Origin of the sequence: Neobacillus jeddahensis, assembly GCF_000612625.1 — a bacterium.
GTDB lineage: Bacteria > Bacillota > Bacilli > Bacillales > Cytobacillaceae > Neobacillus > Neobacillus jeddahensis.
The window spans coordinates 1-16,406 of the sequence record NZ_CCAS010000029.1; the positions used below are offsets into that span (position 1 = coordinate 1).

General features: G+C 30.6%; 15 protein-coding genes and 1 pseudogene. All 16 read right to left on the reverse strand.

What is annotated here, in order from left to right; genetic code table 11:
* Positions 1-40: 40 nt before the first annotated feature.
* The 16 genes and pseudogenes from TY15_RS13485 to TY15_RS13560 all read right to left on the reverse strand — a co-directional run bounded on the left by TY15_RS13485 (position 41) and on the right by TY15_RS13560 (position 16,403).
* A complete protein-coding gene (locus tag TY15_RS13485; protein ID WP_040207175.1) occupies positions 41-1,465 on the reverse strand; it encodes a caspase family protein in 1,425 nt (474 codons plus the stop codon).
* A gap of 41 nt (positions 1,466-1,506) precedes the next feature.
* On the reverse strand, positions 1,507-1,845 hold the full coding sequence (locus TY15_RS13490; protein ID WP_040207174.1) for a hypothetical protein: 339 nt from the start codon (positions 1,843-1,845) through the stop codon (positions 1,507-1,509).
* Between the two features lie 243 nt (positions 1,846-2,088).
* A complete protein-coding gene (locus tag TY15_RS13495; RefSeq protein WP_040207173.1) occupies positions 2,089-2,529 on the reverse strand; it encodes a VanZ family protein in 441 nt (146 codons plus the stop codon).
* A 209-nt stretch (positions 2,530-2,738) separates the two neighbouring features.
* A complete protein-coding gene (locus tag TY15_RS13500; RefSeq protein WP_074432813.1) occupies positions 2,739-3,650 on the reverse strand; it encodes a glycosyltransferase in 912 nt (303 codons plus the stop codon).
* 57 nt (positions 3,651-3,707) lie between these two features.
* Positions 3,708-5,093, reverse strand: coding sequence for a sugar phosphate nucleotidyltransferase (locus TY15_RS13505; protein ID WP_040207171.1), 1,386 nt, complete (start codon positions 5,091-5,093; stop codon positions 3,708-3,710).
* Between the two features lie 264 nt (positions 5,094-5,357).
* A pseudogene (locus TY15_RS13510) lies at positions 5,358-5,561 on the reverse strand (sugar phosphate nucleotidyltransferase); the annotation flags it as partial.
* A gap of 301 nt (positions 5,562-5,862) precedes the next feature.
* A complete protein-coding gene (locus TY15_RS25340; protein ID WP_040207168.1) occupies positions 5,863-6,957 on the reverse strand; it encodes an acyltransferase family protein in 1,095 nt (364 codons plus the stop codon).
* A 45-nt stretch (positions 6,958-7,002) separates the two neighbouring features.
* Positions 7,003-8,406, reverse strand: a complete 1,404-nt coding sequence (locus TY15_RS13520; protein WP_040207166.1) for an O-antigen ligase family protein — start codon at positions 8,404-8,406, stop codon at positions 7,003-7,005.
* Positions 8,406-9,560 (reverse strand): glycosyltransferase family 4 protein, encoded by a 1,155-nt coding sequence (locus tag TY15_RS13525; RefSeq protein ID WP_040207164.1) that lies wholly within the window; start codon positions 9,558-9,560, stop codon positions 8,406-8,408. The genes TY15_RS13520 and TY15_RS13525 overlap by 1 nt, the downstream gene beginning before the upstream one ends.
* Positions 9,561-9,588: 28 nt before the next feature.
* On the reverse strand, positions 9,589-10,773 hold the full coding sequence (locus TY15_RS13530) for a glycosyltransferase family 4 protein (RefSeq protein ID WP_040207162.1): 1,185 nt from the start codon (positions 10,771-10,773) through the stop codon (positions 9,589-9,591).
* A 32-nt stretch (positions 10,774-10,805) separates the two neighbouring features.
* Positions 10,806-12,041 carry a lipopolysaccharide biosynthesis protein gene (locus tag TY15_RS13535; RefSeq protein WP_040207160.1) on the reverse strand — a complete coding sequence of 412 codons (1,236 nt, stop codon included), beginning with the start codon at positions 12,039-12,041 and terminating at the stop codon, positions 10,806-10,808.
* 18 nt (positions 12,042-12,059) lie between these two features.
* The gene (locus tag TY15_RS13540) at positions 12,060-12,887 is read right to left on the reverse strand and encodes a hypothetical protein (RefSeq protein ID WP_040207159.1); all 828 of its coding nucleotides are present in this window, start codon (positions 12,885-12,887) and stop codon (positions 12,060-12,062) included.
* On the reverse strand, positions 12,888-14,099 hold the full coding sequence (locus TY15_RS13545) for a glycosyltransferase (RefSeq protein ID WP_040207157.1): 1,212 nt from the start codon (positions 14,097-14,099) through the stop codon (positions 12,888-12,890).
* Complete coding sequence (locus TY15_RS13550) at positions 14,086-15,057, reverse strand: hypothetical protein (RefSeq protein ID WP_211199102.1); 972 nt, start codon at positions 15,055-15,057, stop codon at positions 14,086-14,088. The genes TY15_RS13545 and TY15_RS13550 overlap by 14 nt, the downstream gene beginning before the upstream one ends.
* Positions 15,029-15,646: a nucleoside/nucleotide kinase family protein gene (locus tag TY15_RS13555; protein ID WP_040207150.1), complete on the reverse strand. Its 618-nt coding sequence runs from the start codon at positions 15,644-15,646 to the stop codon at positions 15,029-15,031. The genes TY15_RS13550 and TY15_RS13555 overlap by 29 nt, the downstream gene beginning before the upstream one ends.
* Before the next feature lie 4 nt (positions 15,647-15,650).
* Positions 15,651-16,403, reverse strand: a complete 753-nt coding sequence (locus TY15_RS13560) for a WecB/TagA/CpsF family glycosyltransferase (protein WP_040207147.1) — start codon at positions 16,401-16,403, stop codon at positions 15,651-15,653.
* Positions 16,404-16,406: the final 3 nt, after the last annotated feature.

A 16,406-nucleotide genomic window follows, 5' to 3' on the forward strand; every position in this document is an offset into this window, starting at 1 on the left:
TTCATTTCATTGAAGTATATAGGATTCTAAAGCTTCATTTTTAAACCGTTTCATTTATCTCTACTTTTGCCGGATCTACATTCGAATAGTATTTGGCTCTATACGCTATGAGATGAATGCCTTTGATACTATTGTTTTCAACTGTGAAGGATAACCTTTCAATGGTTTCAACTGTACCAGTCAAGATTAATGAACCAACAATCATGACTCTAATTTTTTCATAACTAAATCTATCTTTAAGAAGAGTAGATACCATGTCGGGAATAACTTTTACCTTTGCATTTGTAGGATTAGAAATAACACTTTCTAGAAGACTAACATCATAAAATGAAGATAATTTTTCGCCTAATAATATTCTTCGGGCACGTAAGGAAGCTATTTCATCTGCTGAAATAGTTTTTCCCATACCAATTCCTATGGACATTTCATACATCGAAGAAGGGGATTTTTCACCAGTACTTTTAAGGGTCAGTGTAAAAACTGTTTGGTTCCTCGTGGAATGAATGTCCACATTTTCTAGTATCACAAAATCAGCTTGATTACGGATGGCAAATGGATGTTTACTGCCTTGCCTCAATGATCTAATGGATTGTTCAATGCTATCTGAAGGATCAATCAGCTTCAATTCATAAATCCCCGTCTTAGGCTCCCGGTATTCGTCATATTCAGAAATTATTGGACCAAACCAGAAACAAACTCCCGATGAATTGACTACCTTGTTTTCAACTACTTCATCATGGAGATTAGTTTGATCACCTCGATTTACCACTCTTTTAAGAAGTAAAGGTTTCCCTTCAAGTGTGCTCTTGATAACAGGTTCTTGGTTACCAAACTCTTCTTCTAATTTCCCACTTACATATGAATATAGATGATAAACATCGATTTCACCGCTTTGATTAGCAGCTTCTCCTTCTAATCCTCTTATCAAATAATCAGTGAATGCACCATGTCCAGCCCGATCCCATGCAACTTGTTCATCCGTACATGCTGCAATAAGCACTTTCCCTGCCCCATTCACTTCTAGGCCTCTAAACATTCCTCTTTGTAGCCTTCTCGCAATTGCGCCACTATGGCATGTATCAAAAAAAGATAGAACTGTACTCGCTGCTGTCTGATCAATTAATTCTCGCACTAAATCCATTTTGATCATCGTTGCTTCTGGGAATGAGATTTGAGCGTCAAAAGGAACAAAATAAGCGTTCTCATTATTCAAATATCCATGCCCTGCCCAAAACAAGAACAGAACATCCGACTGATCAGCTTCTTGGAAAAATGAATTCAATGCTGCTAACAAGATCGATTTCTTTGAAATAGTTCCTTCAAATAATTGCACAGCATTATCATTAAATAAAGATGGTGACTCGAGTAGAAGCCTCCTAATTTCATAAGCATCATTTTTCGTATTTGGTAGATTACTTGTATTTTGATACTGATCAACTGCAATAATTAATGCCTTATACCCCATATATATTCAGTCCTCCAACAACAGTAATCGTTTATTATTTCTCACTGGTATTCATTTCTCTCTAATTGATTAATAGATAGCTGGCCCAGTTTAACATGTTTTTCATAAATGAAAAAATCGCCATTTTCCACCATATTTACTTCAGCAGCCATTGTTATCATATGTACCCCTTGATTCCAAAGCCATTTATATGGAATAAATTGAGGATCGTCTGTAGATAAAAAATGAGCTGCTTGCAATGTTAAATTTAAAATTAGAACGTTTTGAAAAGGCTCTTCAATATAGAACTCCATTCTAAACGTAGAACGAATAGATTGAACTTCCTTTGCTTTAATCGTAAAAGTAATCTCATTTTTCGTTGTATAGGATGTAGAATACATTCTTATATCCCTCTTCTCATTTTAAACATAGTATCTCGAATAGAGTACAAGTAATAGCCAATAGGTTATGATATGAATCTATAGATTTCAGCTTAAAAAATAAAAGGCAAGAATCAACAAGTATCCATAAATAAGACTAATCCATTTAATTCATTAATAAGCTAACATGAATCGCCATTAGACCAAAAGGAATCCCTAAGGGATTCTTATTAATTGACACATAACATATTGAATTTTGTCATATTATATAAACTTCTTCCTTCGATAAATAAAGAAGACAACAAACAACACCAGCAGCGCCCCAAACGAATCAAACAAGACATCTTGAAAGGCTGCCACCCTACCCGGCATGAACGATTGGTGGTACTCATCTGTGATCGCATAAAGAAACGTGCCAAACCATGCGAGAAAATAGGCATAACGAAACCGTTTAAGCGCTTGAAACAATAAGAACGCTAGCGTCCCAAATACCAGCACATGGGTCGACTTCCTAACGACTAAATTAAGAAAGCCAATATCGACACGATCCGCACTCGGTGTATGGATCGTTTGATGTTCCTTAACAACAACCTGATGAATCGCGTTCGATGTGTTTTCACCAGTAAAATAAGGCAGCTGGGTAAAACAAAAGATCGCGATCATCCAAACAAGGGCCACAACCATCCACGCTTTTTTCCCCTTCATTCTGGCTGCCTCCTCTCATACAAGCATACATAGATTCTGATTATTATTTTGCTAATAGGTCAATTAAATCTGAGGCAATTTTATTAGCCTCATTTGACTGTTTAAAAGGACTCTCCTTCACTCTCTCTTTCAACTGATTAATCCATTCGCTATCAAGCTGAAAGGTTTGAAAGTCCACCCAATCAATGGTCTGACACAGCTGATGCTGTTTAAGATAGCCAATCGTGTTTTTGGTCCTCTTTCATCGACGGCCGATCCAATATTAACAGTGGGACATTCGCATTGATCGCCTCCCCAATCATTCCCCAGCCCGCTTTGGAAATAACTAAATCTGCAGCAGCGAGATAATGCTGGGATTCTATGTAATCCTCAGGTATTTGAAAAACATTTGACCGATCGACATGAACATTAGAGGAGACAAGAAATACACAATCGGGGCTTTGCCAAATTGGAAGCTGATTCAATGTATCCACATCTATTTTCATCCCAAGCCCTAGAAAAATAACCTTCTTATTACCCTTCGGATCAGCCATCTTTCTAATGCGTTGAACTTCCTCTGCGTCTATGTCCCTTGAAAAAAAGCCATACTGCTTCGTTGGGACCTGCCAAATTTCGCGACTCCCGGCCAACGAAAAGAAGTAAGTCATCTGTTGATAAGCCTGTCGGAAGGTTTGCAGTTCATGATCATCAATGAGTTCATGATACGCCGTGTACCAAGTAAAGTTTGAAACACCTACCGATGGAATCCCTAAGCTCTCAGCCGCTTCAAACGGAAGGGGTGAAATATCAGAAACAACCAGATCGACCTGATTCAATCTAAAAAAATCACTTTCTTCCTGAATTCGCTCCTCCCAATTCCCAACAAAGGCTTGATATTCAGCAAGTAAGCGAGCTTTATCAGGATGAATCGAGTCTTTTTCAAGAAAATAGCCCAAGTCCGTCTTGATGTTTCGAAACCGCACACGCTCCGACACCAGCGATTCCTGTATAAATGGAAGGGCAAAGGAATGACAGATGATGATGTTCACCTCTGGCACATTCAGCAATTCCCTGATGACCGCAATACTTCTGGCAGCATGGCCGTATCCGTAATCAGAAATATAATAGGAAATGGTCTTCACTCTGCTTCACCTCAAAATACAAATAGAGAGAGAACCTAAGTCCTCTCCCCTAAACTATTATAAAATTACTTTAGCCTTTGATTTATTGAAATGATTAATCACGTCATCCCATTCAAAATATAAGCGAGTAAAGTCTTCATCACTAATGCCGACACCCGTTTGGATTTCAACAAATTCTAACTCAGAAAATGCTTTAATACCGTGTTTCTTCCCTGCAGGAAGGTGGACAATATCCCCCGCTTTCACGCGAGTGATGTAATCATCTAGCGCCAATTCACCTTCACCACGAACAATGGTCCATACTTCATCACGAAGGTTGTGATAATGGTAACTTGAATTTTTCCCCTCATGGATACAAATTCGTTTTGTCACCATTTCATTCCCGTCTTCATATTTCGCATAATCAAGAACACGTGACCAGCCCCAGATCCTCTCTTCATACATAGGAGGTTGCTCAAAGCCACCAATGAGTTCCTTAATTTTTGGACTAGATGCCTTGTCCGACACTAAAATTCCATCAGGACTTGCAGCAACAACAATATCCTTCAAACCAAGAACAGTGACTGGAATATCAAGTTCATTAATCAAATGGGTATTCACACTATCACTAAGGACACCCTTACCAATTTGAGAAGTGGCCATTTCTTCTGTTAACGTATTCCAGGTCCCAAGATCCTTCCAATAGCCTTCATAAGGGAGTGCCACAATATGATTGGCCTTCTCCACCACTTCATAATCAAAGCTAATCTTAGGAAGCTTAGTATATTGGGAGGATAATTGTTCATAATCAAGCGGTAAATCTTTTTCTACTAATATATCAATTAAATATTTTAATTTAAAAGCAAATACACCACAGTTCCATAAAGCATGAAGATCAATTAAGGTTTGTGCTTTCTCTTCACTTGGCTTTTCTGTAAAATGATTAACCGTAAAATATTGGTCTCCTTCAACTGCCTCTTTAGGAACAATATAACCGTATTTAGAAGAAGGATAAGTAGGTTTAACCCCTACTAAAGCTAAATCAGCATTAGACTCTAGTAAGACTTTCTCTAGTTCCTTTACCTTTTCAAAAAAGTTATCATCCACGTAAGGATCAACTGGCAACACAACAACCACTTCGTCTTCAGAAACATTTTGGCATGAGAAAAGGTAGGAAGCTGCTAATGCAATCGCTGGGAAGGTGTCGCGACGTTCGGGTTCTATAATTAGAGGTACATCCATACCTATTTGGTTATGAATCATGTCTCTTTGCATTTTGGAAGTTGCAATAACAGATGAACCCGATAGGCCCACTGTTTCCAGCTGTCCCCATACACGCTGAACCATTGATTGCTTTTCTATATTCTTGCTTTCTAATACTCTTAAAAACTGTTTTGATCTTGTATCATTGGATAAAGGCCATAAGCGCTTCCCTGAGCCTCCGGAAAGTAATACGAGTTTCATAATATCCCTCCAAAAAAAAATGGCCCATTGGACCTGATCTTATAAATAAATTAGAGTATCTATTAAAAATTAGTTAGTACTTTTTTTATCTCATCTTTAATAAATCATACTATATCTCGACTATAATTAATAATCCCAATATATTCTTTTCTTACGGGTGGGGTGACAGGCACCTACTTTAATCACTTTCTTTCCCAAATAGGAAAGAAGATCAACAACCTACCAATCTTCGACAAATATCGGGTCGTGACAGGCACCATAGCCCATATCTCTTTGCATTTTAGAAGTAGCAATGACGGATGAATCCGATAGGCCCACTGTTTCCAACTGTCCCCATACACGCTGGACCATTGATTGCTTTTCTTCATTATTACTTTCTAATACTCTTAAAAACTGTTTTGATCTTGTATCATTGGATAAAGGCCATAAGCGCTTCCCTGAGCCTCCGGAAAGTAATACGAGTTTCATAATATCCCTCCAAAAAAAAATGGACCATTGGACCTGATCTTATAAATAAATTAGAGTATCTATTAAAAATTAATCAATACTTTTTTATCTCACCTTTAATAAATCATACTATATCTCGACTATGATTAATAATCCCAATATATTCTTTTCTTACGGGTGGTGTGACAGGCACCTACTTTAATCACTTTCTTTCCCAAATAGGAAAGAAGATCAACAACCTACCAATCTTCGACAAATATCGGGTCGTGACAGGCACCGGTATGATTTTTTTGACCCACTTGGGCAATTATTCATTTTGAATCTATCTTTCATACTGCTTATTTAACATGAGTTTTTTGACTACCATATCACTAATGCTAGTAATAAAAATATGGACCATTTTCACTAAAAAGTTTATAACTATCGAAATAATTAACGAACAAACTAATAGATTTATAAGTATAAGAAATGAAATTTTAGGATAAAATATTATCTTTGGAATGTAGTAAAATGAAAGAAAAGTATGAGTAAGCCAAATATTGGTAGAGTGTTCTCCCAATATCTTTAAAATTTTTAATACAAATTTATTTTTTATTATAATCAGAGAACAGTACAAAAATATAGGAACAACTATGAAATCAAACCATGTATTATTTCCTATTCCCAATTTTTTTGAAATTAGTGTTAACGAGAGCCTAAAGAAAATCACTGAGAGAATCAGCAAGTACGCTATAAGGACATTATGATTACTCAATCTTTTTACAAGTTGATTTATTTGAGAGAACAATTTGTATCTCGAAAAGAAAATTCCCACAACAAAGATAATTTGCCAAAACATCACATTTGTAATCTGGTTTAAAAATATATGCCCTTCGAACATCTCATTATATTGTTGGAAAAATAATGAGGATACAAAAAATATAGTAGAAGCTAATATCGTATATTTATAATTATAATTGAATAATTTTAAAATCACGGGTGTTATTAACAATAATAAAATATAGGTAGAGAGAAACCACCATTCTGGATTATAATCAAATCTTAATAAAAGTAAATTTTGAATAAGCAAGTTCTTATCATAATTAAAGTATCTTAACCCTATTGGGACAAATATTATGAAGATTAAATAAGTATTAATTAATATTCTATAAAGCTTATTTAAATAATAATTATAATTAACTTTCCTTAATGAAATTATATAATAACCATAACCACTCAAAAAAACAAAGATTCCAATACACACTTTTCCAAAATCCGCAATTAGGAATTCAAATGAAAGGCTTCCGAATGAAAATGTTTCTATATAACTAATTCCATTTAATTTTTCCGGAAACCGAAATAGATGGTGAATTACCATTAAAGTAATAGCTATTCCCTTTAAAATTTCTGTATCCTTTTTATTTATATCTAGATTCATTAGCCACCAGACCTTATTTTGTGATTAATGCAATAATGGAATTAATTAATGATTATTAACAATCCCAATTCTGTCTTTAACAGAGGATATATAAACTACAGCTATAAATCCGAATAGCATAATATTCGTAGATAACATGGTATCAATAGCTAAAAATGTATCTACTGAAATTCCTGTACTCATTCTTCCGATAAAGTATGATAGTATACAAGCAAATGATAACCTTTTATCATTACCATATTTTTTTATATTATTTCTGATTAACCATAACAATTTGGAGAATAATAATATTATTAAACTAACGCCTATTAAACCTAGCTCAACTAAATTATGAAGATATGTGTTATGCCCGAAGTTAGTCGTAATGTTTTTAAACCCATATAACATTCTAAAACAATTTGGTCCTAATCCAATCACTAACTCTAGTGGATGATTTGATAAGAAATCTAAAATAGACTCATATAGTAGAATACGATATCCACCAGAACCAACACCTACTTGCAAGTTAATTATTGACCCAATATAATAATTAAAATTTTCACCAAACAATGGGATCTCAAACAATAATGCTAATAACATTAATATTACAGAAATATAAGTTAATATTATAATTGACCTTACTAAATAGATTCTTGTCTTTTTGGTGGTAAAAAATAAGAATACAGGTAACGAAGTGCATAATCCAATAAGATCTGATCGCGAATCCGTTCCTATTAAAGTTAAAGCTACCAAAAACAATGAAATTATATAAATAATATTTATCTTCTTAACCCGAAGAATAAGAAATATATCGAGCCAGAAAATTGTATAACAAATTGCACCTAAATTTGGTTTATTTGTTCCTAAAAACACATCACTACTAAAGTCTTTATTTATTACTTGAATACTATGCTCAATTCTATTCCCTAAACTCGATATTCCACTAAAATCAATAATACTCATTTGGTTTAATAAAAGTAAGAAACAAAATATATTCATACACACAAATAACTTTTTTAATAATTCTTCTACTTGTTCTTTATTAAACGTGTTATTTAAAAATAAAAATAAATATAATAGATATGAAATTAATCGAATTAAACCATATAGTGTAAAATTAATATAGGAATCAGAAGTATATACAGTGTGTATGGGAATAGGCTTTATGATTGAAAAAAGACTGGATCCAACTATCCAAATTCCAAATATAAAACTGAAAATAAACATCTTTTTATTTATATTGGATAAATACTTCTGCTTTTTAAAACAAAATTTAGTTAATAATATTAGCAAGATGATATCGGATATAAAAATTCCACCACTTGCGCTATTTCCAAAATATACAATAGGTATTGAATCAAAAGCTGAAATAAACAGAGTAATCCATTCATTCACCCTACTTTTAGTTAACAATACCACACATAAAATATAAATGATAAAAATATAATGTACTAGTAAATATAACTCCATTATTTTATTCCTTTTAAAGTATTTCCTAATTTACGCATCACTAACTCATCTGTATAATTACTTATTATTTCATAAGATAGATTTCCCATCTCATTTAATCTACCTTTATCCGAATACATATTATTCAACGCTTTTATAGTATCTTCCTTACTTTTTGAATCAAAAACATATCCATTTTTTGATTCAATAATTAGTTCCCTAGCACCATTATATATACTAGTCATTACTGGTAATTTACTTGCCATAGCTTCCATTACAGATAAACTGAATAAATCCTCTAGAGTAGGTAGTATAAATATATCCGATGCTTGGAGATACTCTGCAACTTCCGTGTATGATTTATTTCCTAACAATTGAACATTATAAATTTGCCTTCTGACTAAAAGTTCTATTAAATCCTCTTTTTCTGGACCATCTCCTAAAATTAATAATTCAGCATCACTTTTTAATCGATTATCACTGTCATTCCAGGATTCGATTAAATTTTTTAAACCTTTTCGTGGTATTAATTGTGTCAGAGTAATAAACACAACCTTATTATCTAATTTATGTCGTGATCTAATTTTCCTTCTTATTTCAGAAACTTCATTATCGTTATAAAACAAGTCTGTTTTCATACTCCAAGATGTTTTATAAATAGAATTATTAATTCCATTTACATGTAAATATTCAATCGCATCATTACTAAATGGTAAATAAAAATCTACAAGGTTTAATGCTATCTTTTTTAACCTTTTACTTAAATTACTTCTTCCTTTTGTAGCATGAATCGTATCCTCTACGATTATACCTGTTTTAAAGTTCAATATTTTTTTTACACTATTAACAAATAATAATTGAGAAGCATTACATACAATTACTATGTCTGGTTTAATATTCATTAAATATTTTGGAATTGTATAAGGTATACCTCTAACCCCTTCAATATATGCGTTTAATTCAGGTTTATAAACCTTACTTTTTAAATTATGACCACCAATAACTATCGTTTTACACCCCTTAACAGGTGTTACCTCCCACCCTTTCCTATGTGGAAGTGTTTTATGTTCAAATAATAAATAAATATCTAACTGTTTATCCTTAGCAAGTTCCTCAAACCTTGTCTTAGCATACGGAGCTAGAGTAGGTTGGATGAATACTATTTTTTTAACCATATTCAATGCTTTTCTCCTTAAATTCTATTTATTTTTGCAATAAATTTAAACATAGGTTTAAATATTGCTTACTAACTACCTTATTAGCAATACTTTGTTCAATTGTTTCCCGCGCTTTTTCTTGTATTTTATTCTTACTATCAGTATTTAAATTTATTGCTTCCTCTATTTTTTTTGCTAATAAATTTGAATCTTTAGGATTTACTAGATATCCATTTACACCATCTTCAATTATTTCTCTCATTCCACTATTGGTACTAGAAATAACTATACCTTTGGATGCCATTGCTTCAAGATTAACTATTCCCACTGTCTCAAACCAAGAAGGAAAACAACAAATATCAGACTGGGCATAATATTGATTTAATAAATTTCTATTAAGTGGGTCTATTATATTTAACCATTCACAATTAGTTAAATTATTTTTCTCTAAATAATTCCTACTTGAAGAGCTCTGTCTTCCAATTAAATAGAGGTTTATTTTATATTTCTTTTTTCTTAATATTTGTACAGCTTCTATTAACTCTTTAAAGCCCTTTCGATCATTTAAGGTTCCTGCATATACAATATTTATTTCATTATCCTTTACAAATAAATTATTTGTGAATTCATAATTCCACTCATCTATATTAATGCCATTTGGAATAACTATTGAATTATTTCCAACACTTAAAACTTCTTCAACTTTTTCCTTCATCCATCCACTAGGAAAACTTATATAATTCGCCTTTTCTATACATTTGATTTCGTATTTTCTTATTATTTTATTAATAGGATAATACAAAACCTTCCTTAAATTAAATTCCCATCCAAGAGGTGTATGCCACCTCACAATAGTTTTTATGCTCTTATTATTCCAAAATAAACTCTCTGCTCTATATTCAGCAAATTCTACAATATCAATCTTTTCTTCCTTATTAATATTATTTAGAGTATTTACTATATCTAATCTATAACGATGAAATTCACTCCAATATTTTTTTATATTAAGATAGGGATTAGCTGGGGTTTCAGGCGATACACAAATTATTCTAACCCCTTCCATCCAAAGTTCCTGTCTTTCATCCGTTTGTTCAGTAACCACAGTAACATTATGATTACTCTTAACAATACTTTTTGCTAAATCCCATACATACGTACCAATTCCACCTGTATTTTTATTTATACCAAGTTCTTTTGTAACAAAGACAATGTGTAATTTCCTATTACACAAACTAAACACCTCTTAACTAATTATTTTACTATTTATCTAACTAAGTAAAATGAACTTCGATTTTTTAATATATTCCTCAATCCTTTGTATCTATAAGCAACGTTAACAATATTTGAAACTATCATTCCAACAAGCGCCCCCTTAACTCCATATAAATATGAAAGGGAAATTCCTAATACTATTGTTACAATAAATGATATAACTAGTCCTCCAAAAGCTATGTCTGTCCTTTTTAAAGAATCCAGTGCAGCATTTATACATGTTGTTGCTCCTGATATTACACTTGCTATTGCGGCAAGTATTAGTTCTAATTTATAGTCACTATAGTTGGATGAATATAATAAGATCATAATTTTATCTCCGATAAATATACATGCAATAATCCAAGTTATCCCCATCGCACCTAAAATTAAAGTTGCCATATGAATACTATAACTGAACTTTTCAATATCATTTCTATATTTCATTATTTGAGGTAACATGTAACTATAAGTACCTTGAATAATAGGACTTAATAAGCCACCCAATGCAATTGAGACACCTAAAATTGCAACTGATTTCTTATCAACAAAAAAAGAGAGCAGCCACGGATATGATTGTGAATTTAATGAGGCTATTACACTGGATCCCAAAATCCACTTTCCAAATTTAAAGTTCATTAAAAAATGTATTCGAATTTTCGAAGCTTCAAATTTCCTTTTAAAATAAATAAGCCCCACAATCAATGTAGGAATTAAACTAATTATAGCTAAAGCACCAATATAAATTGATATGTTTGAAGTCTTTAAATAATAAAGTATCAGAAGACTTAATATTTGAACTACATTTATTATAAATCCTAAAATAAAACTAATTTTAATTTTTAAATGGGATAATAAATATGACCTAATATAATCTCTTAATAAAATTGAAATTATCAATGAACAAATAACTAATAAATTGGAGCTACTATTTCCAAATAGGAAGCAAGCTATTATTGAACAAATAATAATTAATATTGCTTCAAAAGTATTGGAACTTGATGTATACGTATTATCGTTAACTTCATTTTTACAAACTGTATAAGGTACTGAAATCATTGACCTTTGAATACCTAAAATTGTTGTGGCAAAAGAGGTAATTAATATAAATTCACCATAATCATCGGTCAAAACTGCTCTAGCAAGTACCATTCCTGTTATTAAGTTAGTTAAACTGTATAAACTTTGGTCAAATATAACAGTGCTACCTTTAATTAGCATATTATATTTATTCAATATATTTTTCATTAATGAATTTCCCCTGTACTATTTTAACTTAATAAAAAGATTACCATTGAACCTTTTATATAAAAACATTTTAATTCTATTTGTACTCGATATATCAATACACTTCATACCTTTTCTTTTTGCTTTTTCAATAAAAAGGGAATATTCATTTTGTGATATTTGAATTAGAATATTATTACTTTTATATAACCTTTTAATAAGTATTGTTAGTAGATTTATCATTTTATTTTTTTTAGGCAATAAGAAATTTCTACTAACTATATTTCTCCTAACCTTAGTAACAAATTTATTCACACTACTCCAGTCACCGACAGAAATAAATTTGAGAAGTGTATTAATAAATTCTTCTTTTATATAAAGTGCATCATAATTACTCACTATGTCTAAATTAGATTTAATAAAAGCCTTATATTTCTCTTTAACTTGACCATTATTAATATAGTTTGTAAATAAAGACATTATCAGTTCATCTTTTTTATGAGGTATATAAAAGTTTTTATTTTTTATTCTTCTATTAAGGATTATTTCAATATCTAAATACTCTATTCCCAGATAATGAAACATATAATTTAAATCTAAACGTATTAAATCTAGATTTTGATCATTGTTTACATATATTAATTTGTTTGTTCCTAAGGAGAAGCCATCCAGTACTTTATAATAATTTTTACCTGTTAATACAAAGTCTATTATTCCCTTTACTTTCTGTAAATTTTTGTATTCAATTAATAAATCTAAATCATTCTCTACATTGTCAGGCAGCATTTCATAATTACGTTCAATCAAATAAGGTATTTTATTTACATAAAGTTGATTAAATAAGTTTTCAATAGCTACTTTAAACATTTAATTCTCCTTCAATAATTGAGCATATACTAATTTTAGTAGCTTTACTTTCTCATTCCAAGTATATTCATTTGCCATTTCTCCGCAAATCTTGGAAAAATAGTCATAGTTATCAAATACATCAAATAACTTTTGAGATATACCTTTTGAAACATCATTTGTATTTTCAGAATTACTGATATCCACTTGTAATTCCTTTGGAAGATAATACGATGGGCCACCAATATTTAATGATATAACGGGGGTAGCCAAAGATATAGCCTCTAAGGTAACAAAACCTGCAGTCTCTAAAGTTGGAAAAATCACAACATCACCCGCAGCAATTTTACATATTACTTCATCTCGAGTTAGTCTGCCAAAAAACTTTACGCTACTATCTTTGTTATTTAAGTCTACTATCTTTTCCATTTTAGCTCGTTCAGGTCCATCTCCAATAACCCAAAATTCACTATCTCTATTCTTATTATTAAAGTCAATAAAAGCCTCTAATGCTATACATGGATTTTTTATTGATACTAGATTACCTACAAATAATATTACTTTTTTAGGATTTGCATGAATCTTATTAGATTGTTCAATTACATCTATTCCAATAGCTGGAATTATTGAGAATTTTCCCTTATCAATTTTTAAATTTTTCATAACGCCATAATTAGTACCTATAATATGATCTGCTTTCTTTACACATTGTTTAAAGTCAGGATTTAAAAATCGCTGAATATCCTTAAACTTATGTTTTAAATAGTCTAATATTTTATGTTTTCCATCTTTAATAAAAAGTTTTGGTATGGGCTCATTACTTCCAATTGGACCCCATATAAATTTTTCATGCCTTAATTTATAAAACAAACTTGGTAAATAATCGTTAACGAAAGTAACATGTTGAATAACTTCAAATGTGAAGTTTTCTTTTCTAACTTTTCTTATTCCACCATATTGCCATAATAAATAGTATAATCGTGTTATTTTTAACTTTTTCTTTATCTTTAAAGCCCACCTAGGCAAATCGTACCCTATAATTTCAACATTATTTATTGACTCTTTATATAGCCCTTCTTTTACTGATTTTATATTGTTACTCCGTGTTAATAGGTATACCTTTTTAAATATTTTTGATAGCATAATAGTCCAATTCCATCCAACTGCTGGTTCAGAACCTTTATCAGATTCACATGCATATGCTACAACTAAGATACTTTTATTTATCTTCATTATCATTCACCATATAAGTTTTATTTCTTTCAACAATATACAAATTTCTTAAGTATTGGTCTTCAAAATTCACTAAATAAGGTACGTATTGTTTAGCCACTTGAACACCTTTTCTAATTGAAAGTTCCAAGGAGCTTTTCCTAATTAGGTTTTCTACTTGGGTCACATAATGAATAATATCATAGCCTCTAAACCTAATACCTGCGTATTCCCAATCATATATGATATATTTACCTTTATTTCTTTTTATATTCCATGGTGCAAAATCTCCGTGAGAAAATTCAAATTCAATTTCTAAATTTTCCAATCTTAAATTATTTAGATTAATCTTTGAAATATCATTATATAAAGTAAAAATGTCATTATTAAATTCTAATGGAGCCTCTTCTCCTACCACTTCATCTAAAGCATTTAAGGAAATATCCTCATTTATTTCCGTAAACAAAAGGTTTGGTGTACTAAATATACAACCTAGGCCTTTTAAATAACCGTAAACATAACTTTCCATTAAAAGTAATTCCTTAACATTTTCATTTCCCGCTTTTATATATATTTTTTCACCCGATTCAGTAATTATTTGGATAACTATTTTTTGATGAGGGCCTTTAGTTCCCAAAATATAATTAGAAATTTTATTTGCCTTATTTAGATTTTCTTTTATATTCGTTTTAAGATTCTCATTAATTTCAATTGAACAGCATTTCACATTTGGTAAAAACCTAATTAAGTTGACTGGCATACACTTAATAATTATCTTAAATAATTTGTGTTTAAAGGAATACGAATTTTGATTTACCAATAAATTTTTGTAGAAATTCTTATCATTTTTATCAATTAAATATTTTATTTGACTTCCATTAAATAAGGCATAATGTGTGCCACTATTAAAATCTTCGAACTTTATATTAATAATATTCAAAAGATTCATTCTATAGATTGATTCTCCTTTTAATTTCATATGCAATATCACTAGATTTGTTTGTAGTAGTATCAAACGTACATTTAATAAATCCATAACTATTTAAGAATTGAAGGTAGTCTTTTTGATTCTTAGTTAATTCTTCGACCGTCAATTCTTTTTTTCTCTCATAGGCTACATTTGAATCACAGGTTAATAAAACTAAAATATCTGGCTTTTTAATAAGCTTATATATAATTTTATCTAAAAAAGGAAAATAGAATTTATATCTAAGTGGGTTAATCATATTATCAAAAAAGTATCTTTCAATTATAAATATATTGCCTTTGTTAATTTGTTTTTTAACCTTTAGTTGGTAACCTACAAAAAAGTCTAGTGTATAGTATATATACCTTAATAAAGAAAATAACTTATTTTTCAAGCCCACTTTTTTATTAGGTATTAAATTATCATTTGCATCTGTGTATATTTCTTTATTTTTTCGTAGTGGAGGTAATAAATTGGGTCTCCAATGCTCAATAATTAGCTCTTTTTTCTCATCTTCACATATTTTCTTTAATAGGTTAGTAATTGATGATTTTCCAACACCATCTGTTCCCAAAAACACTATAAATTTCCCCTTGTTCATAAAACTACCTCTTCATTAAAGTATAATAAATAAACTTAATATTTGTTTCAAAATACCTTTTAAATAATCTCTTAGGATCCTGCATTAACCGATACAACCATTCTAAGCTTAATTTTTGCATCAATATTGGAGCTCTCATTAATTTATTTGCATGGTAGTCAAAACCTGCACCTACACCAACCATTAGACCATTTACCTTGTCTTTATGTTCATACATCCAAATTTCCTGTTTAGGGGCTCCAAGACCTACCCAAATAAAATCTGGATTACACTTATTTATATTACTTACTATTTCTTGGTCTTCAGCTTTTAATATATTTCTAAAAGGGGGTGAATACATTCCAACGATTTTTAATTTAGGATATTTCCCCTCTAGTATTTTCTTTAGGTTTATTAATGTATCTTCTGTGCTACCATAGAAATAATGAGTGTATCCATTATGGACTGATATCTTAAAAATTTCTTCCATTAGATCTGGCCCAGTTACTCTACCAGCACTTTTATGACCTTTTACCTTACTGATTACAGATAATGGTTTTCCGTCCGGTAATGCCATAATTCCTGAATTTTGGATATTCAAATAACTATTATTTTCACTTGCCATTACTGTTGTATGAACATTAGATACACAGATATATTTTCCTTTTAATTCATTTAAATTATTTTTTATATAATCTAATGTATGTTCCATATTTGTAACATTTATATTTACACCTAATATGTTACATGTAATTAATTCCTCTGTATTATTAAACATATC